The organism is Ruegeria arenilitoris (genome assembly GCF_013030265.1).
Classification (GTDB): Bacteria; Pseudomonadota; Alphaproteobacteria; order Rhodobacterales; family Rhodobacteraceae; genus Ruegeria; species Ruegeria arenilitoris_E.
This window is the reverse complement of record NZ_WPZQ01000003.1, coordinates 310,925-328,660: the sequence shown is the minus strand read 5'-3', so window position 1 is coordinate 328,660 and position 17,736 is coordinate 310,925. Positions and strand designations below refer to the sequence as shown.

Annotated in this window: 17 protein-coding genes; 2 read left to right on the top strand and 15 right to left on the bottom strand. The window is 56.5% G+C overall.

Going from position 1 to position 17,736, the window contains the following annotated elements; genetic code table 11:
- Positions 1 to 189 precede the first annotated feature (189 nt).
- The 11 genes from GOX61_RS06845 to GOX61_RS06795 all read right to left on the bottom strand — a co-directional run bounded on the left by GOX61_RS06845 (position 190) and on the right by GOX61_RS06795 (position 9,185).
- The gene (locus GOX61_RS06845; protein WP_155149891.1) at positions 190 to 1,158 is read right to left on the bottom strand and encodes an ABC transporter permease; all 969 of its coding nucleotides are present in this window, start codon (positions 1,156 to 1,158) and stop codon (positions 190 to 192) included.
- Positions 1,158 to 2,252: an ABC transporter permease gene (locus tag GOX61_RS06840; protein WP_155149893.1), complete on the bottom strand. Its 1,095-nt coding sequence runs from the start codon at positions 2,250 to 2,252 to the stop codon at positions 1,158 to 1,160. Before GOX61_RS06840 ends, GOX61_RS06845 begins: the two co-directional genes overlap by 1 nt.
- Before the next feature lies 1 nt (position 2,253).
- The gene (locus tag GOX61_RS06835) at positions 2,254 to 3,783 is read right to left on the bottom strand and encodes an ABC transporter ATP-binding protein (protein ID WP_170332342.1); all 1,530 of its coding nucleotides are present in this window, start codon (positions 3,781 to 3,783) and stop codon (positions 2,254 to 2,256) included.
- A gap of 104 nt (positions 3,784 to 3,887) precedes the next feature.
- The gene (locus GOX61_RS06830; protein WP_170332340.1) at positions 3,888 to 4,886 is read right to left on the bottom strand and encodes a BMP family lipoprotein; all 999 of its coding nucleotides are present in this window, start codon (positions 4,884 to 4,886) and stop codon (positions 3,888 to 3,890) included.
- Positions 4,887 to 5,044: 158 nt separating this feature from the next.
- Positions 5,045 to 5,458 carry a GNAT family N-acetyltransferase gene (locus GOX61_RS06825; RefSeq protein ID WP_170332338.1) on the bottom strand — a complete coding sequence of 138 codons (414 nt, stop codon included), beginning with the start codon at positions 5,456 to 5,458 and terminating at the stop codon, positions 5,045 to 5,047.
- Entirely contained in the window at positions 5,455 to 6,045 is a 591-nt protein-coding gene (gene tsaB, locus GOX61_RS06820; RefSeq protein WP_170332336.1) for a tRNA (adenosine(37)-N6)-threonylcarbamoyltransferase complex dimerization subunit type 1 TsaB, read from the bottom strand. The genes GOX61_RS06825 and tsaB overlap by 4 nt, the downstream gene beginning before the upstream one ends.
- Positions 6,035 to 6,598 (bottom strand): NifU family protein, encoded by a 564-nt coding sequence (locus GOX61_RS06815; protein ID WP_155149901.1) that lies wholly within the window; start codon positions 6,596 to 6,598, stop codon positions 6,035 to 6,037. Before GOX61_RS06815 ends, tsaB begins: the two co-directional genes overlap by 11 nt.
- A gap of 69 nt (positions 6,599 to 6,667) precedes the next feature.
- On the bottom strand, positions 6,668 to 7,261 hold the full coding sequence (locus GOX61_RS06810; RefSeq protein ID WP_170332334.1) for a 2-hydroxychromene-2-carboxylate isomerase: 594 nt from the start codon (positions 7,259 to 7,261) through the stop codon (positions 6,668 to 6,670).
- A gap of 9 nt (positions 7,262 to 7,270) precedes the next feature.
- Positions 7,271 to 7,726 carry a universal stress protein gene (locus GOX61_RS06805; protein WP_170332332.1) on the bottom strand — a complete coding sequence of 152 codons (456 nt, stop codon included), beginning with the start codon at positions 7,724 to 7,726 and terminating at the stop codon, positions 7,271 to 7,273.
- Between the two features lie 75 nt (positions 7,727 to 7,801).
- Positions 7,802 to 8,665: a branched-chain amino acid aminotransferase gene (locus GOX61_RS06800; RefSeq protein WP_170332330.1), complete on the bottom strand. Its 864-nt coding sequence runs from the start codon at positions 8,663 to 8,665 to the stop codon at positions 7,802 to 7,804.
- A 58-nt stretch (positions 8,666 to 8,723) separates the two neighbouring features.
- The gene (locus tag GOX61_RS06795) at positions 8,724 to 9,185 is read right to left on the bottom strand and encodes an Lrp/AsnC family transcriptional regulator (protein ID WP_170332328.1); all 462 of its coding nucleotides are present in this window, start codon (positions 9,183 to 9,185) and stop codon (positions 8,724 to 8,726) included.
- A gap of 129 nt (positions 9,186 to 9,314) precedes the next feature.
- Between GOX61_RS06795 and GOX61_RS06790 the strand changes: the two genes are divergently transcribed.
- Positions 9,315 to 10,364, top strand: a complete 1,050-nt coding sequence (locus GOX61_RS06790; RefSeq protein WP_170332327.1) for a Glu/Leu/Phe/Val family dehydrogenase — start codon at positions 9,315 to 9,317, stop codon at positions 10,362 to 10,364.
- A gap of 62 nt (positions 10,365 to 10,426) precedes the next feature.
- On the opposite strand, the gene trpS is transcribed toward GOX61_RS06790, so the two are convergent.
- Positions 10,427 to 11,455, bottom strand: a complete 1,029-nt coding sequence (trpS, locus tag GOX61_RS06785; protein WP_170332325.1) for a tryptophan--tRNA ligase — start codon at positions 11,453 to 11,455, stop codon at positions 10,427 to 10,429.
- Positions 11,456 to 11,541: 86 nt separating this feature from the next.
- Between trpS and GOX61_RS06780 the strand changes: the two genes are divergently transcribed.
- Complete coding sequence (locus GOX61_RS06780; protein WP_170332323.1) at positions 11,542 to 12,228, top strand: rhomboid family intramembrane serine protease; 687 nt, start codon at positions 11,542 to 11,544, stop codon at positions 12,226 to 12,228.
- A gap of 4 nt (positions 12,229 to 12,232) precedes the next feature.
- Here GOX61_RS06780 and murJ read toward each other — a convergent pair whose 3' ends face one another.
- From murJ to GOX61_RS06765, 3 genes are read right to left on the bottom strand one after another with little or no spacing between them, the layout of a single operon-like run.
- Complete coding sequence (murJ, locus tag GOX61_RS06775) at positions 12,233 to 13,774, bottom strand: murein biosynthesis integral membrane protein MurJ (protein ID WP_170332321.1); 1,542 nt, start codon at positions 13,772 to 13,774, stop codon at positions 12,233 to 12,235.
- Positions 13,771 to 16,590, bottom strand: coding sequence for a [protein-PII] uridylyltransferase (locus GOX61_RS06770; RefSeq protein WP_170332319.1), 2,820 nt, complete (start codon positions 16,588 to 16,590; stop codon positions 13,771 to 13,773). Before GOX61_RS06770 ends, murJ begins: the two co-directional genes overlap by 4 nt.
- Positions 16,550 to 17,722: a penicillin-binding protein activator gene (locus GOX61_RS06765; protein WP_170332317.1), complete on the bottom strand. Its 1,173-nt coding sequence runs from the start codon at positions 17,720 to 17,722 to the stop codon at positions 16,550 to 16,552. The genes GOX61_RS06770 and GOX61_RS06765 overlap by 41 nt, the downstream gene beginning before the upstream one ends.
- Positions 17,723 to 17,736: the final 14 nt, after the last annotated feature.

Here is a 17,736-nt window from a genome sequence, read left to right as displayed (position 1 = left end):
TCTGTGAACGTGATCGGGCCCAATACGGGTTGCGGCAGAGACCCTCGTCAAAAGTTCAAGGGCCGTGGAAACCTCCGCTATAGGGCGGGACACATGCATATCCCTTTAGAGCGGTTGCGGCATGCAAAATCAACTCTGCATGCCGCTTTGCAGCGAACAGGACTGAAGTTCTGTTCTGAACTGGCCTTATCAGCGTTCCTTGACGTATGGTTCGCCACCTGCACGGGGCGGAACTGCCTTGCCGACAAAACCTGCCAGGATCACAACCGTCAGGATGTATGGCAGGGCATCCATGACTTGAACCGGTATGACGATGCCACCCAGATCAATGTTCTGGAACCGCAGGGCGATGGCCTGAAGCAATCCGAACAGCAAACAGGCCCACATCGCGTGCCAAGGCCGCCATTTCGCAAAGATCAATGCGGCAAGTGCGATAAAGCCACGGCCTGCCGTCATGTCCTTCACGAAGCCCGCTTGCAACGCGGTGGCAAGGTAAGCTCCGGCGATACCACAAAGCACGCCGCAGATCGCAACGGCGGCATAGCGCAGCCCAACGACCGATACGCCTGCCGTATCAACAGCGGCCGGGTTTTCGCCTACCGCACGCAGGCGCAGGCCAAAGCGGGTACGGAAAAGCACCCACCATGTGGCCGGAACCATCAGAAACGCGACATAGACCAGAATCGAATGGCCTGACAGCAGCTCGGAATAGATCGGGCCGATGATCGGGACACCGCTCAACGCGTCGGCAAAAGGAAACTCGATCGGTGAAAAGCGACCGCCGTCAAACAATGATGGCGTGCGCCCGCCTTGTTGGAACCAGCTTTGCGCCACTAGGACTGTCATGCCAGCCGCAAGGAAATTGATCGCAACCCCTGAGATGAGCTGATTTCCCCGGAAGGTGATCGACGCCAAACCGTGCAGCCCCGACAAAACTAGAGACGAAGCAATCCCGGCCAGCAAACCCAGCCAGACCGATCCTGTTACAGCCGCGATTGCAGCTGAGAAGAACGCAGCCATCAGCATCTTGCCCTCAAGGCCGATGTCAAAAATGCCCGCGCGCTCGGAATAGAGGCCTGCCAGGCAGGCTAGCAACAGCGGAGTGGCCAGACGTATTGTGGAATCCAGAACCTGGATGAGTGTAATGAAGAACTCCATCACTCGGCCCCCTTCCGCAGACTTAGGAACAGCTTTTCAAGCGGCATGCGTACCATGTTGTCCAGCGCTCCGGTGAACAGGATTACAAGCGCCTGGATCACAACGATCAACTCGCGCGGAATCGATGTCCAGAGAGCAAGCTCAGCCCCACCCTGATAGAGGAACCCGAACAGGATCGCGGCCAGGAACACGCCAAAGGGATGCGAACGGCCCATCAGCGCCACAGCGATACCGATAAATCCAGCTCCTTCAGTGGAATTCAGAACCAGCCGTTCCGCTTCACCCATGACGTTGTTGATTGCCATCATTCCTGCAAGCGCGCCGGAGATCAGCATCGCGATTATGGTAATCCGTACGGGTGAAATACCCGCATAAACCGCACCGGTTTCTGAATGGCCATAGGCACGAATTTCATAACCCAATCGCGTACGCCAAATCAGCGCCCAGACAACGACGCAGGCAAGAATTGCCACAAAGAACGAGATGTTGGCAGGAGCACCCCGGAAGACCACATTCTCAGCGGTCGAGAACATGGACTGGAAGGTTGGCAGATGGACAGCTTCGGGGAAGCGTGCCGTTGCCGGGTCCATCGAACCTTGCGGGCGCATCACATTGACCAGCATATAGTTCAGGAAGGCTGCTGCGATGAAGTTGAACATGATCGTGGTGATCACGATGTGGCTGCCGCGTTTGGCCTGCAAATAGGCAGGGATCGCAGCCCAGGCGGCACCAAAGAGCATTGAGCCGGCGCAAGCGGCAAGCAACGCGATGCTCCAGTGAGGCCATGGAATATACAGGCAGACCATGGCAACGCCGAGACCACCCAACATTGCCTGACCTTCACCACCGATGTTGAACAGGCGTGCGTGAAACGCGACGGCCACCGCCAAACCCGTGAACATGAAGTTGGTGGCGTAGTAGAGGGTATAACCCCAACCATAGGTCGACCCCAGTGCACCGGTGACCATCAGGTTCACCGCCTCGACCGGGTTTTCTCCGATGGCGAGGATGACCAGCGCCGACAGGATTGCTGCCAATATCAGACTGATCAACGGGATCAGAACGACATCAGCCCATTTGGGCATTTTATCCATGTTACGCGGCCTCCCCCGCAACACCGGCCATCAACAGGCCCAGTTCTTTTTCATCTGTTTCATGAGGCAGGCGTTCGCCCATGATATGTCCGTCAAACATCACTGCGATCCGGTCGGAAAGTGAGAATATCTCTTCCAATTCGACCGACACCAACAGGATCGCTTTTCCCTGATCACGCAGGGCAACGATTTGCTTGTGAATGAACTCGATCGCGCCGATATCTACGCCACGCGTTGGTTGTCCCACCAGCAGCAGGTCAGGATTACGCTCGATTTCCCGGGCAACCACGATTTTTTGCTGGTTACCACCCGAGAAGTTTTTGGCCGCCAGCCATCCATTTGGCGGGCGCACGTCAAACTTCTCAATCTTGCGTTCGGTATCGGCACGCAGTGCAGCGTTATCCATGAAAATCCCGCGCTTATAGGCCGGGTCACGGTGATAGCCGAAGGCCACGTTCTCCCAGGCGTGGAAATCCATGATCAGACCTTCGCGCTGACGGTCTTCGGGAACGTGCGCGATATGCTGCGCGCGGCGGGCTTGACCATCAGATCCCGGCCCGCTCAGTGCAAGCGGTGTGCCGTTCAGCTTGATGGTCCCGTGACCAGGGCGCATTCCGCCCAGAACTTCCAGAAGTTCGGATTGACCATTGCCGGCCACACCAGCGATGCCGACGATCTCACCCGCGCGAACGTTCAGATTGATGCCTTTGACGCGTTCGACACCGGCCTCGTCGCTGACACGCAGGTTTTCGATTTCCAGTATCGGTTTGCCAGGCTGTGCAGGGACCTTATCCACCTGCAACAGTACCTTACGGCCCACCATCAGCTCGGCCAGTTCCTCGGGATTGGTTTCCGAGGTTTTGACCGTCGCTGTCATTTGTCCGCGCCGCATGACCGATACGGTATCTGTGGCTTCCATGATCTCGCGCAGTTTGTGCGTGATCAGGATGATAGTTTTACCCTCTTGCCGCAGGCGATCGAGGATGCGGAACAGCTGATCCGCCTCGGCCGGCGTCAGCACACCGGTTGGTTCATCAAGAATCAGAATCTCGGCCCGGCGGTAAAGCGCCTTGAGGATTTCGACCCGCTGCTGTGCGCCCACGCCGATTTCATCGATGCGTTTGTCCGGATCAACGAAGAGTTCGTACTCTTCCTCAAGCTCTTTCAGTTCTTTGCGCGCTTTGGTCAGAGACGGCCCCAACAGGCCGCCGTCTTCGGCACCCAGAACGATGTTTTCCAGAACGGTGAAATTCTCAACCAGCTTAAAGTGCTGGAACACCATGCCGATACCTGCGGCGATTGCAGCCTGGCTGTCGGGGATGTCGGTCTTTTGACCATTGATCCAGATTTCACCTTTGTCGGCTTTGTAAAAGCCGTAGAGAATGCTCATCAGCGTGGATTTGCCCGCACCGTTTTCACCGATGATCCCATGGATCGTACCGGGGGCGACGCTGATGGAAATGTCTTTGTTGGCCTGAACCGGCCCAAAGGCTTTGGATATCCCTTTGAGCTCAATGGCGGGGACGGTCATGTCTTGTCCTCAATTGCCGAAAGGGCCGCTGTGACACCATAACTGCAGTGCGCGAACAGCGGCAGAGTGGATGCGGGACGGGGGTACCCCCGTCCCACGCGATATCAGAACTGCAGTGCGGGGCAGCTGTCGTTCTCGTAGTAGCTGACAACCGCGACGTTGCCGTCGATGATGTCCTGACGTGCCTTGTCAACTGCGGCTTTCATGTCGTCGTTGACCAGTGCTGCGTTGTTGTCGTCCATTGCGACACCAACACCTTCTTCGGCCAGACCCATGGCAAATACGCCGGTTTCAAGGTCTTCGCCGCCGCTCATTGCGTCATAAACAGCAACGTCGACGCGTTTCAGCATCGAGGTCAGAACCTTGCCCGGGTGCAGGTGGTTCTGGTTGCTGTCCACGCCGATCGACAGGATGCCTTCGTCAGCTGCAGTCTGCAGAACACCAACGCCTGTGCCACCCGCAGCGGCATAGATCACGTCTGCACCCTGGCTGATCTGGGCTTTGGTCAGTTCCGAGCCTTTAACCGGATCGTTCCAAGCCGCAGGAGTTGTGCCGGTCATGTTGGCGACAACGTTGATATCGGGGTTCACAGCCTTGGCACCCTGCGCATAACCGCAACCAAAGTGACGGATCAGCGGAATGTCCATGCCACCGATGAAACCTACGGTGCCGGATTGGGATGCCATCGCGGCCATCATGCCGACCAGATAGGAGCCTTCATGCTCGGCAAAGCCGATCTGACGGATGTTCGGCGCGTCCAGCCAAGTTACGTCAACCGCGACGAACTTGGTGTCGGGATAGTCGCCGGCTACTGCGGACAGCGGATCTGCCATCGCGAAACCCATGGTGATGATCGGGTTTGCGCCCGCTTCGGCAAAACGGCGCAGAGCCTGTTCGCGCTGAGCTTCGGACTGAAGCTCGATCTCGCGGTAGGTGCCGCCGGTTTCGTCGGCCCAACGCTGCGCGCCATTATGTGCCGCTTCGTTGAACGACTTGTCGAATTTACCGCCCAGGTCAAAGATCAGCGCGGGCTCGGCCAGAGCTGCGCCAGCTGTCAGTGCAACCGCAGCGGCTGCGCCCATCAAAGATTTCATCAGGGTCATATGTTACTCCCGTTGGTTTTTGTCGGTTCGGTGCCAAGATAGCCCCGTTTACCCACTCAGAGCGAGCATAACCGTTGTGATGGCGGGAATTAAGGCCGTTTGCAACAGGCGGGGTCAACTGAATTTTGACCATATGGTCGAAAAAATTGCATCTACCGCTAGGGCAAGCTGCGTTCCATTACGATTGCGTCCGCATTTTTATCGTTTTTCCGCAAATAGTAGCCTTTGCGACGTCCACAGGGACGATAATTGCAACTTTGGTACAACTCAAAGGCGGGATGATTGTCTTCCGCTACGTCCAGAAACGCGCGGGTGGCACCCAGTTCGATGGCTTTGTTGTGCCAGTTCTCCATGCAGCGCCGGCCCAGCCCTTGCCGTTGATACGCCGGGTGAGTCGCAAGTGTCAGCAACTCAGCTTCTCCGGCGATGACCTGAAACAAAGCAAAAGACTGTTCGTTTCCAACAACATGGGTGAAACGATTGGTCAGAAGGTCGGAAAACTCATCCTCTGTCCATGGGCGGGATTGGGTGAATGCCGCGGCGTGAGTCGATGCCAAGTCCTGAGGTGTCATCCGTCTAACAGTACGGGTGGCACATCTCTGGACGGAGCGGCGTCAGCTGGCCGTATGTAGAGCGGGGCGGGTGGTTCTTGAACTGTTGCCCAACGTTGCGCGGCAATGCGGGCGATAGCCGATGCCTGAGATGCGGGCTCAGAACAATTAAAAAGAGGCCCAAGTGATTCTGCCTCATCCCGAGACTTCAGTTGCGGTGAAGACCCTGGAAGTTGCACGTACACCTGATCTCGCGGAGCAACGATGACGGGAATCTCGCCATCGGGTGCAAGATCTGCCAAAGCTTCAAACCCCGAAACGCCAACTGCAGGTATCGCAAGACCTAGTGCGAGGCCTCGGGCGGCTGAGACCGAAATTCGTATGCCAGTAAAATTGCCGGGGCCTACGCCAACCCCGATCGCATCCAGATCCTGCCAGGCGCAATCCGCTTCTGCCAGAACCTCTTCAAGCAGAGGCATCAGCCGCTCGGCTTGTCCGCGGGTCATGGATTCGGCCTTTGATACCGCGATTTCACCCCCGCGCAGCAAAGCGGCCGCGCAATGCGCGGCCGATGTATCAAATGCCAGTATTGTTGGTTCAGACGGCAACAGGGCGAACCTCGGTCACTTCGGGGATGTAGTGGCGCAGCAGGTTCTCGATGCCCATTTTCAGGGTCAGAGTCGAAGACGGGCAACCTGCGCAGGCCCCTTGCATGTGCAGATAAACAACGCCCCGATCGAACCCATGGAACGTGATATCGCCGCCGTCCTGAGCAACGGCCGGGCGCACACGACTGTCCAGCAGATCTTTGATCTGGTTCACGATTTCTGCATCTTCACCAAAGTGCTCAGCGTGGCCGGATTCGGTGACGGCTTCGGCGCCCATGACAGGCTGGCCAGACTGATAGTGTTCCATAACAGCGCCAAGAACAGCCGGTTTGATGTGATCCCACTGGACGTCATCCGACTTGGTCACGGTCACGAAATCATTGCCAAAGAACACACCGGTTACACCGCTTACGGCAAAGATGCGTTTGGCCAGCGGCGACTTCTCAGCAGCTTCGGCGTTGGGAAAATCTGCTGTTCCAGCGTCCAGAACAGCCTGGCCGGGCAGGAATTTCAATGTTGCCGGGTTCGGTGTGGATTCGGTCTGGATGAACATGGCGGAGCTCCGTTTCAGTTGCTCCAGATATGCGGGCAGGGGCCCGGGAAGTCAAGATTTGGAACCGTTCTAAATTTGGGCGGCGTAAGAAACAGCTGCATCCAATCTGTCATCACCCCAGAACAACTCTTCTCCAACCAGAAAACTGGGTGCCCCGAAGATGTCGTGCGACTTTGCCATTGCCACCTGTTCAATCAGGGCTGACTTGATGTTGGGGTCGTTGGTCTTATCAAGCATTTCGATGGGTAAATTCGCTGATTGCAGGCACTTTGCCAGCACAGATTCATCTGAAATGTCGCGCCCCGAACCAAACTCTGCAGAATAAACGGCGCGAACAAACGCGGCTTTTTGATCGGGTGATTGGATAGCCAGTACCAAACGCGCAGCTTTCAGGCCGTTCTGAGGGAACCTGGCAGGCCGCGCGAAGGGTAACCCGCGCTCAGTACAAAGCCGTTCCATATCGCGCCACATATAGCGGCCCTTGGCGGGATAGATGTTGAACGGAGAGTTGTCCCAGCCTTGTTCTGCGAAGATCGGACCCAGCAGAAATGGCTGCCATTCGACAACCACACCCTTTGCGGCCGCGACTTGTTCGATCCGCACTGCACTGAGATAGGAATAGGTCGAGGCAAATTCGAACCAGAACTGAATCTGCCCGCCCATCAGCCTGCCTCAGGTAATTTCTTCCAGCTTCTCTTTGCTCAGATCACCGGGGACGATCGTGATCGGAATTGGCAGGCTGCCTGCGTTGCGTGACAGCTGGGTAACAAGCGGGCCGGGGCCCTTTTTGTCTGTACCAGCACCCAGAACAAGCACACCAATTTCCGAATCGTCACGAACATGTTCGATGATTTGTGGCACCGGTTCGCCTTCGCGAATGGCGAGTTCGGGTTCTACACCCTGTTTGTCGCGCATCCATTTCGCGAATACCTCGAAATGTGCGTGAATACGTTCGCGCGCTTCTTCACGCATAACTTCAGCGACACCGATCCAGTGATTGAACTCATCTGGTGGAATAACGGACAGGACAGTGACGCCACCGCCAGTATGCGCTGCACGCATCGCTGCAAAACGCATCGCGTTCAGACACTCGCGACTGTCATCAAGTACGACCAGGAACTTGCGCATGAATATCCTCTTTGTTTTCAGGGATCATGCCCGAGCATTTGCCTGCTGGCAACTCGAACAAACAGAGGCAACGCGCTAGCGGTTGCTTGCGGCCCAGTCCCAATAAAGCGCACGCGCGCGGCGGGCGATAGGGCCAATCTGGTACTGCGTATCGTCCAGTGCAGTCACAGGTGTAACCTTGTTCATATTACCTGACATGAACACCTCATCCGCGTCATGAAAATCTTCGAAACTCAGAATGGTTTCGTGCACGGTTACGCCGTCGTGGCGCAGGTTGTCGATGTGGCGCGCACGTGTGATTCCAGCGAGGAAAGTGCCGTTGGGTGTCGGCGTGAAAACCTCGCCATCACGTACCATGAAGATATTCGCGGTGGCGGTTTCAGCGACATGGCCCATTGCGTCAGTCACCAGTGCGTTTGAAAACCCTTTAGACCGGGCTTCTTTCAGCATCCGCGCATTGTTGGGATAAAGGCATCCGGCCTTGGCATTAACGACTGCGGATTCCAAAACCGGACGTCGAAATCGGGTCGAAGTCAGCGTGGCTGAGGCCGTTTCCGCTGCCATCGGAATTTCTTCGAGGCAGATCGCAAAACCCGTGCTGTCCTCCTGAGGGACGATCGCAGTCGCATCCCCGTCGATCCCCCAGTACATCGGGCGGATATAAACGGCGGCATCCGAAGCGTAGCTTTCCAGCCCTTCCTTTACGATCTCTACCATCTGTTCGGTGGTGGCATTCGGCGTAAGCATCAGCGCCTCGGCCGAGCGATTGACCCGTTCGCAATGGGCTGCAAGGTCAGGGGCCATCCCCTCAAAATAACGTGCGCCGTCGAACACTGACGATCCAAGCCAGGAACCGTGATCCGCTGCACGCATGATCGGGGCGTCCCCATCATGCCACTGACCTTCGAAATAGGTTCGGATGTTCGTACCGACTGCCATGATCCCCTCCGTTCATTCTGGCGAAACCTAGGAGGGCACGGCACCGAGGTCCAGAGGATTATCCAATCGACAAGGGCAACACATCCCGTTTGACCATTGTGCGCAGAGCGAAATTGGACCGCAGATTTCGAATTCCCGGAATTTTCATCAGCCTGTTTTCAAGGAATGCATCGAATGCATTCAGGTCCTGAACAACAACTCGCAGCAATATGTCGCGGGATCCGGTCATAAGATAACACTCCATGACTTCATCACAGCGGCGAATGGCTTTCTCGAATGCATCAATGGCGTTCCGGTCCTGCTTTTCCAGTTCGACCGAAACGAAAATTGTGACGCCGAATCCAAGCAGTTCTGCGTTTACCTGCGCGGCATATCCCGTGATCACGCCGTCTCGCTGAAGCCTTTCGAGGCGCCGCGCACAAGGTGTTGCAGACAGTCCGACATGCTCGGCCAGATCGATGACAGTCATTCGCCCATCCTTTTGCAGCGCGCGAATGATCTTTCTATCTATCTGATCCATGGTGAAATACTCCATCTAAGGGCTATCTTATAGAGTAAAGCACTAAAACCTCGCAAGCCAGCAGTGTCCATTGGCGAAAATCTCTAGGCAATACGTGCCAGAATCGCTTTGTCATTCCGGAGGTAGATAATGGAAATCCACCCAATTGACGCGCCAGGGCACGAGCGCGTGGTTGAATTCAAAGATACGGCACACGGATTGCTGGGCTATGTTGCGATCCACTCAACGCAATTGGGGCCAGCTGCTGGTGGCGTACGGATGCGACCCTATGGGCATCCGACTGAGGCATTGAATGACGCGCTGAGACTTTCACGCGGCATGACATTCAAGAACGCTGCCGCTGACCTTCCCCTTGGGGGTGGTAAGGCAGTTATCATAGGTGATCCTTCGGCAGAAAAGTCCCCTGAATTGATGAAAGCCTTTGGCCGCGTCGTTCAGCATCTGGATGGTCAATACTGGACTGCCGAGGATATGGGCATGACGCCTGCCGACATGGCGCATATCGGGTCTGAAACCCGGTACGTCGCTGGTCTGGCAGAGGGTGATTTTGCCAGCGGGGATCCTTCCCCGATCACCGCTAGGGGCGTTTTCAATGCGATCCGCGTTGTCGCACGCCATCGATTTGGAACGGCTGGGCTGAAAGACAAAACCGTCTCGGTTCAGGGTTTGGGCAATGTCGGCTGGCATTTGTGCCACCTGCTTCACGAAGACGGTGCCGAGTTGGTTGTGACCGATATTGACCGGCAGCAATGCGCACGGGCAGCAGATCAGTTTTCGGCGACGGTGGTCGAGGCCGATACAATCTACTCAGCAGAGGCTGACATATTTGCCCCCTGCGCGATTGGAGGCATTCTGAACGAGACCAGCATCCCGTTGCTCAAGGTTTCTGCCATTGCCGGCGGGGCGAACAATCAATTGGCCACGGATGCTGATGCGCAGCGACTGCATGTCTGCGGTATCCTCTATGCTCCGGACTTTGTTGCGAACGGTGGCGGCATCGTAAACGTCGCGACCGAGATCCTGCAGGTTGCGGAACGTCAGGCCTTTGTCGATCTCAGATTACAGGCTTTGGAACGTACGATGGATCGAATTCTGACCCGTGCGCAGGCTGAATCGGTCAGTCCGCACGAGGTGGCGGAATCGATTGTACAGGAAGTACTGCGCCCTCAGGCAGCGTAAGATTCCAAAGAGAAACGCCGCCCGGTTTGGGGCGGCGTTCTATGTTGTTTTATTGCGCGATCTCAGGATTTACCTGCGCCCACCATCCCGATGATCTCGTAGGTGTCGCGCAGGATCGGGGCTGCGATCTCTCGCGCGCGTTCCGCGCCACGTGCCAGAATGCGGTCGATCTCTGCCTGATCGCCCATAAGACGTGCCATTTCGGTCGAGATCGGAGACAGCTTTTCAACTGCCAGATCAGCAAGCATTGGCTTGAACTCTCCAAACTGCTTGCCACCAACCTGAGCCAGAACCTGCTCCACCGATTGATCGCTGAGCGCGGCATAGATGTTAACCAGATTGCGAGCCTCGGGACGCTCTTCCAATCCGTCGATTTCCGAGGGCAGAGCATCAGGATCTGTCTTGGCCTTGCGGATTTTCTTGGCGATCGCTTCGGCATCATCCGTCATATTGATCCGGCTCATGTCGGACGGGTCGGATTTCGACATCTTTTTCGAACCGTCGCGCAGGCTCATGACCCGCGTCGCGGCTCCTTCGATCACCGGTTCGGTGATCGGAAAGAAATCGACGCCAAAGTCATTGTTGAACTTGATCGCAATGTCACGGGTCAGCTCGAGATGCTGTTTCTGGTCATCGCCGACTGGCACGTGAGTCGCGTGATAGGTCAGGATGTCCGCAGCCATGAGGGACGGGTAGGCGAACAGGCCCAGCGAAGCGTTCTGCTGGTTCTTGCCTGCTTTATCCTTCCATTGGGTCATGCGCTGCATCCAGCCCATACGCGCGACGCAGTTGAACACCCAGGCCAGCTGCGCGTGTTCGGGCACCTGACTTTGGTTGAACAGGATAGATTGCTCAGGGTCGATCCCGGCCGCAATAAAACCGGCGCACAACTCTCGGGTCGAGTGGGCCAGTTCCTTGGGGTCTTGCCAGACGGTGATCGCGTGCAGGTCGACCATGCAATACACAGTCTCCATCTCTGGGCCCTGCATATCCACAAAACGCTTGAGCGCACCAAGGTAGTTGCCAAGGTGCAGGTTTCCCGAAGGCTGGATGCCGGAAAACACGCGCGGCGTGAATTGGGTCTCGGTCATCGAAGGGAACTCCCGTCTGGAAAAATCAGTCCCCGTCGCTTACCCATGAGGCCAAGGGACGTCAACAGCCGCAAAGGTAAAGCCCAATGAGCAGTGAGCATTATACACCTGCAGTTAATCCTCTGCCCCCCGTCGTGATGGCACTGGTGCTGTTTGTCATGGGAATTGAATTGGCGTTCACGCTGGGCAGCCGTGGATTGGTCGGCGGACCAGATGCCGTCGGGTGGCGACTACACGCAATAGACAGCTACTCGTTCTTTGCAGGTCAGTTTGATCGAATGCTGGAAACCGGCGACTGGCGCATAGATAGCCTCAAGCGTTTGGTAACGTATCCTTTTGTTTCAGGAACCTTTACCCAGGCAATTTTTGTCTGCGTCTTTATTCTGGCGATGGGCAAGATGGTGGCCGAAGTGTTTGGCAGCATTGCTATGCTGTTGATCTTTGCTCTGTCCGGTGCCGGAGGCGCGCTGGTTTATGCGCTGCTTCTTAACCCAAGCCACCCGCTGATCGGTGGCTTCCCACCGGTCTATGGTCTGATCGGAGCATTTACCTGGCTCTTGTGGCGCAAACTGTCTCTGGTCGGAGAAAACCAGTCGCGTGCCTTCCAGTTGATAGCAGTTTTGATGGGCATTCAGTTGCTGTTTGGACTGATCTTTGGCGGCACATCGGATTGGGTGGCCGACCTGGGTGGATTTGCCACCGGTTTTGGCCTGTCTTTCTTTCTGGCCCCGGGGGGCTGGGCGCGTATTGTCAGCCGAATCCGTCGGGACTGATAGCTTATGACCGGCGTAGGGCGCGCTTGAACTCAGAGATTTCGAAAGCGCCCAGCAGGTGGCCAAGGAAGAAATAAGAGGCCGCCGCGATCTTGATCAGCAAGATCAGTGCAAGGTAACGCCAGCCCGATAGTTCCAGCGTCCAACCAAAGAAATGGATCGCTGCATAAAGAACGGCTCCCATTCCAAATGAGGCTGCTACGATCCGCCATGCCCGTCGTTTGAACCGGTCGTCAAAACGGGCTTCTTCCCCCATTTTTCTCGCGCCGATAGCCAACAAGGCAACCATGGCCCACCCAGCGACCGACGCAGCGATGGCCGGAGCGATCCAGCCGATTAGCGGATAGAGACCAAAGGCAAGCGCTGCGTTCACGACCATGGCAACCAGGGCGTAGTGAAACGGAGATTTCGTATCCTCCCGAGCAAAGAACAAAGGCTGCAGTAGTTTTTGCAGCATGAATGCGGGCAGGCCGATGCCATAGATAGCCACGGCCAGCGCGGTGGAGGCAGTGTCTTCCGCGCTGAACTGACCGCGTTCAAACAGGACCGAAACCAGCGGGTTTGGAATGATCACAAACGCTACCGTTGAAGGAATGGTCAACAACAGTGTGAACTCACCGGCCCGAGAAAACGCGTTTCGCGCCCCTTCTTTGTCATCGGCACGCAACCGGCGCGATAAATCGGGCAGCAGAACGATGCCGACAGCAATGCCAACCACACCGAGCGGTAGCTGGTACAGCCGGTCGGCACTGAACAACCAGCTTATAGCTTTGTCAGTCTGCGACGCGACGCGTTGCCCGACCACCAGATTGACCTGCGTCACCCCCATGGCCAGAGCTGCCGGAACCGCCACGCGAACCATGTGACGCATATCGGGGCTCAACTTGGGCAGGCCAGGGCGGATGCGAAAGCCAGCGCGTTCAGTTGCGAACCAAACCAAGCTTAGCTGTGCAACGCCTGCGATTGGAATAACGACAAGCAGCCATCGAATGATCTCGCCTCCCAAAACCGCTCCTGTGATCATGGCCGCGCATGCAAATATGTTGAGCAGAACCGGCGCTGCGGCGGCTGCGGCAAAGCGGCCGGTCGCATTGAGGACACCGGAAAACAAAGCCGCCAGGGACATGAACAGAATGTACGGAAACACAATGTACCCATAGTCGACCGCAAGATCGAAGCGCCCATCATCCGAAAACCCGTCAGCCACGAGCCATACCAGCCCGGGCATGAAGATCATTGCCAACCCGACCAGAGCCAGGACAGCGGCTGACAGAAGGTTAAAGGCGTCTTGCGCAAAGCCCTGCGCATCTGCCCCTCCCTCCAGCCGTTTCGAGAACATTGGTACGAAGGCTGCGTTGAATGCACCTTCGGCAAAGAAGCGGCGGAACATGTTTGGTAGACGAAACGCGGCGACAAATGCATCCATCACCGGTCCCGGTCCGATATAGGCATTCAGCAGGATTTCCCTGAGAAAGCCCAGAATACGGCTGGTCAGGGTCCAGAAGCCGACCGTGAAGAGGCCCGAAAACAACCGGATCTGCTTCATGAGGCAGCGCGCTCCGCGCCTTCGGTGATCGCCTTGCGCAGCTTGGCCTCAAGACCACGCTGTTTGCTTTCGGAATGGTATTTCAGACCGAACATATCCTTGACGTAGAAAGTGTCGACAACTTGCTCGCCATAGGTGGCGATCACGGCATTGGCGATATAAACATTCGCAGCAGCGAGTGTCCGCGTCAGATCATACAGAAGACCGGGCCTGTCACGGGTATCAACTTCGATGATCGTGTAGATTTCAGAGCCGTCGTTATCAAAAGTGATGTGGGTCGGCACGTTGAATGCTTTTTCACGCTTCTTGATCTTGTCGCGGGATTTCAAGGCGTCGCGGGCCACGACCTCACCCTTGAGAGTTTTGTGGATCATCTGGGTCAGGCGTGGCAGGCGATCCGCCTCGAACGGATGACCTTCTGCATCCTGAATCCAGAACGCGTCGGTTACATATCCGTCTTTGGTTGTGTAGCTGCGCGCATCAACGACATTTGCCCCGACCAATGCCAGCGCACCGGAAATCCGCGCAAAGATACCAGGATGATCGCCCATCGCGAAACAAGCACGGGTGGCGTCGCGATCTTCATCAGGATGCAGGCGGATTTCCATCGAACCCGGGTCACCGCTATGTTCCAGAACGCGCAACATCTCAGCGAACTCGACATGTGTCGCTAGATTCAGGCCCTGCCAGTAGGGGTCATAGTGACGCGAGGTTTCAGCCTTGAGATCAGTTTTGGACCAGTCCTCAAGCTCGGCGCGCAGTGCTTTCTTGGCTTCTGCGCCGCGATTGGCCCGGTTGAGGTCTTCCATTCCCGTTTCCAGCGCGCGCTTGGTTTCGGCATGGAGTGCCCTAAGCAGTGTGGCCTTCCAGTTGTTCCAAGTGTTCGGTCCCACACCCCGGATGTCGCAGACAGTCAGCACGGTCAGCAAATCCAGCCGTTTGACCGTTTTCACGGCCTTGGCAAAATCGCGCACTGTTCTTGGATCCGAGATATCCCGTTTCTGCGCCATGTCTGACATCAGCAGATGGTAGCGTACCAGCCACTCGACAGTCTCGGCTTCGGATTTGTTCAGGCCTAGTCGCGGCGCAACCTTGCGGGCGATTTTGGCTCCGAGAATCGAATGGTCTTCTGGCCGCCCTTTGGCGATGTCGTGCAAAAGCAAGGCCACATACAGAACGCGCCGGCTGACTTCACCTTCAAGGATTGATGATGCGAGCGGAAGTTCCTCAATTAGTTCGCCGCGTTCGATTTGTGCCAGGTTGATGATGCATTGGATCGTATGCTCGTCGACGGTGTAGCTGTGATACATGTTGAACTGCATCATCGCGACAATGTGTTCGAATTCCGGGAGAAACGCTGACAGCACGCCCAGTTCATTCATCCGCCGCAAGGCACGTTCCGGGTTGCCGTGCTTCAACATCAGATCGAGGAAGATGCGCTGAGCCTCTTTGTCATTGCGCATTTCGTCATCGATCAGATTCAGATTGGCCGTAACCAGCCGCATTGCATCCGGATGGATCAGCATCCCGGTTCGCAAACCTTCTTCGAACAGGCGAAGAAGGTTCATCTTGTCGGATAGAAATTTGTCCGGATCAGCGACATCCAACCGACCGTGCACGATCCTGTAACCGGGCTTAACCCGTGGGCGTCTGCGAAAGATACGCTCCAACAGTGCCGGGCTTTTCATATGTGAAGCTTCCAGCTTTGTCAGAAAGATCCGGGTCAGTTCACCCACGCGGGTCGCTTCGCGGAAATAGCGCTGCATGAACACTTCGACAGCCCGGCGACCGGCGCGGTCCTCGTAACCCATGCGGTCTGCGACCTCGACCTGCAGATCGAATGTCAGCTGTTCTGTGGCACGTCCTGTGACCAGATGCAGGTGCGAGCGTACGGCCCACAGAAACTCTTCTGCCTGAACAAAGGTATTGAACTCTTCCGGGGTAAACAGACCCAGCGGCACCAATTCCGCGACATCCTGAACGCCATAGATATATTTGGCGATCCAATAGAGCGACTGGAGGTCGCGCAGGCCGCCCTTGCCCTCTTTCACATTGGGCTCGACCATATAACGTTCACCCTGTTTGAGGTGACGCTCATCTCGTTCCTGTAGCTTTGCTTCGATGAACTCCTGCTCGGAGCCCTTGAAAAGATCGGATTTGAGCTGACGATCAAGCTCCTTTGCCAGATCCTCATCTCCGGCCAGATAACGCTGTTCCAGCATCGCTGTCCGGATGGTGAAGTCATCCGTTCCCAACCGAAGGCAGTCTTTGATCGTGCGCGATGAATGGCCGACCTTAAGTCGCAAATCCCAGAGCATGTAGAGCATGGATTCAATCACGCTCTCGGCCCAGGCCGTGATTTTGTACGGGGTCAGGAACAACAGATCGACATCCGAGGATGGCGCCATCTCTCCGCGCCCGTACCCTCCAACCGCCAGCACGGCGATCTTTTCGCCACGTGTCGGAGTCGCCAGAGGATGCAGATACTCGCTGGCAATTTTCATTGCCGTACAGACCAGCCCGTCTGTCAGATAGGTATACGAGCGAGTAAGCGCGCGCGCCTCAAACGGACGCTTGGCAAATGCCTCGGCAATCGCCTTGCGCCCGGTCTTTTGCACGTCACGCAGGATGCGCACTGTTTCATTGCGCATCGATGCAGTGTCGAGGTCTTTCTCGAACGCTTCCGACAACAGGGCGCTTACCCTGTCACTGTCGAATATATCGTTCGCCGGGCAGATCAGTTCGCCGGTTGGCAATCGTACCTGCGCCGGTCGATCAGAAGCCGGCGCCAGTGAAGCTTTGTGGGGCAGGGTCAATCACAACCACCTGTTTGTTCTGGATCGTGGCCACTGCCAGACCGCGTTCATTCGTACCGTTCGGACGCAGGCGGAAGATGCCGCCGACGCCTTGGAAACCAGCATTCTGTGTCAAGGCCGAGGCTGTCAAAGCGTCAGATTTGCCCTGGCTGACCAATGCGCCGATTGCAGCAATTCCGTCATAGGCAAGGCCGCTGATTGGATGCGGCGCAGTACCGTAGGTGGCGTTATAGCGCTGCCTGTAAGCTTGTGCCTTTGCCGGGTCGGGCAGGGCAAACCAGCCACCCTGAACTCCGGGCAGTTCCAGCGTTTGGGGCGGGATATCCCAGCGGGTCAGGCCGATGAATTGTGTTGTCGCGGGCGATACACCGGATTCTGGAAGCAATTGGGTAAACAGAGGCAGAGCACCAGCAGTCGTCGCCGTCAGGAAAATCGAATCCGCGCCCGAAGAATCAACCGTTGCCTTGATGGTGGGCACCGAGTTGATGACGCCTTGCTGTGAACGATCATATCCGACGGTACCTGCATTGTTGACGCGGCTGCTGCTCAAGGCAGTTGAAATGGCCGACTGTCCCAACTGACCGGCAGCGTCGTTGCTGTGGACGATGACCATTCCGGTCTTGCCTCGGCTGCCGGCAAAGTTCACCAGACGGCTGGCGGTGTTATCGAATGTGGGCCCAAGGACAAAGACATTGCCGCCTGCAATGCTGGTATTGTTCGAAAAGGACAGAACGTTGACTTTGTTGTTCAGAACGGCAAGTCCGGCGGCGTTTGCAGCCTGTGCATATACCGGCCCGATGATGATCTTGGCCCCGTCGGATACCGCCTGCTGTGCAACTGCCGATGCGGTACTCGCATTGCCAGCAGTGTCATAGACCCGCAGGTCGATCTGTACGTTCTTCAGATCTGCCATCGCTAGCCGGGCTGCGTTTTCAAGGCTTTGTGCCAGCGCTGCATCACCCGACTGCGCCGACCCTTTCGGTACCAGCAATGCGACCGGAACAGGTTTGGAGGTATTGATCGACGGGCCGCCGCCGATTGCCCCCGGCTCACATGCGGCCAGAAACGCCGCGGTAGCGAATACAGCGGCGGATTTCGCCAGCTTGCGTACGGGCTTGCAAACGGTAAACATCTAAATGAAAACTC

Excerpts from the sequence above, each read along its gene's own strand:
- murJ (WP_170332321.1), bottom strand. The coding sequence starts at position 13,774 with ATGAAGCAGATCCGGTTGTTTTCGGGCCTCTTCACGGTCGGCTTCTGG.
- GOX61_RS06815 (WP_155149901.1), bottom strand. The coding sequence starts at position 6,598 with ATGTTCATCCAGACCGAATCCACACCGAACCCGGCAACATTGAAATTC.
- trpS (WP_170332325.1), bottom strand. The coding sequence starts at position 11,455 with ATGACCGAGACCCAATTCACGCCGCGCGTGTTTTCCGGCATCCAGCCT.
- GOX61_RS06765 (WP_170332317.1), bottom strand. The coding sequence starts at position 17,722 with ATGTTTACCGTTTGCAAGCCCGTACGCAAGCTGGCGAAATCCGCCGCT.
- GOX61_RS06825 (WP_170332338.1), bottom strand. The coding sequence starts at position 5,458 with ATGACACCTCAGGACTTGGCATCGACTCACGCCGCGGCATTCACCCAA.
- GOX61_RS06810 (WP_170332334.1), bottom strand. The coding sequence starts at position 7,261 with ATGGGCGGGCAGATTCAGTTCTGGTTCGAATTTGCCTCGACCTATTCC.
- GOX61_RS06845 (WP_155149891.1), bottom strand. The coding sequence starts at position 1,158 with ATGGAGTTCTTCATTACACTCATCCAGGTTCTGGATTCCACAATACGT.
- GOX61_RS06790 (WP_170332327.1), top strand. The coding sequence starts at position 9,315 with ATGGAAATCCACCCAATTGACGCGCCAGGGCACGAGCGCGTGGTTGAA.
- GOX61_RS06835 (WP_170332342.1), bottom strand. The coding sequence starts at position 3,783 with ATGACCGTCCCCGCCATTGAGCTCAAAGGGATATCCAAAGCCTTTGGG.
- GOX61_RS06830 (WP_170332340.1), bottom strand. The coding sequence starts at position 4,886 with ATGACCCTGATGAAATCTTTGATGGGCGCAGCCGCTGCGGTTGCACTG.
- GOX61_RS06780 (WP_170332323.1), top strand. The coding sequence starts at position 11,542 with ATGAGCAGTGAGCATTATACACCTGCAGTTAATCCTCTGCCCCCCGTC.
- GOX61_RS06795 (WP_170332328.1), bottom strand. The coding sequence starts at position 9,185 with ATGGATCAGATAGATAGAAAGATCATTCGCGCGCTGCAAAAGGATGGG.
- GOX61_RS06800 (WP_170332330.1), bottom strand. The coding sequence starts at position 8,665 with ATGGCAGTCGGTACGAACATCCGAACCTATTTCGAAGGTCAGTGGCAT.
- GOX61_RS06840 (WP_155149893.1), bottom strand. The coding sequence starts at position 2,252 with ATGGATAAAATGCCCAAATGGGCTGATGTCGTTCTGATCCCGTTGATC.
- GOX61_RS06805 (WP_170332332.1), bottom strand. The coding sequence starts at position 7,726 with ATGCGCAAGTTCCTGGTCGTACTTGATGACAGTCGCGAGTGTCTGAAC.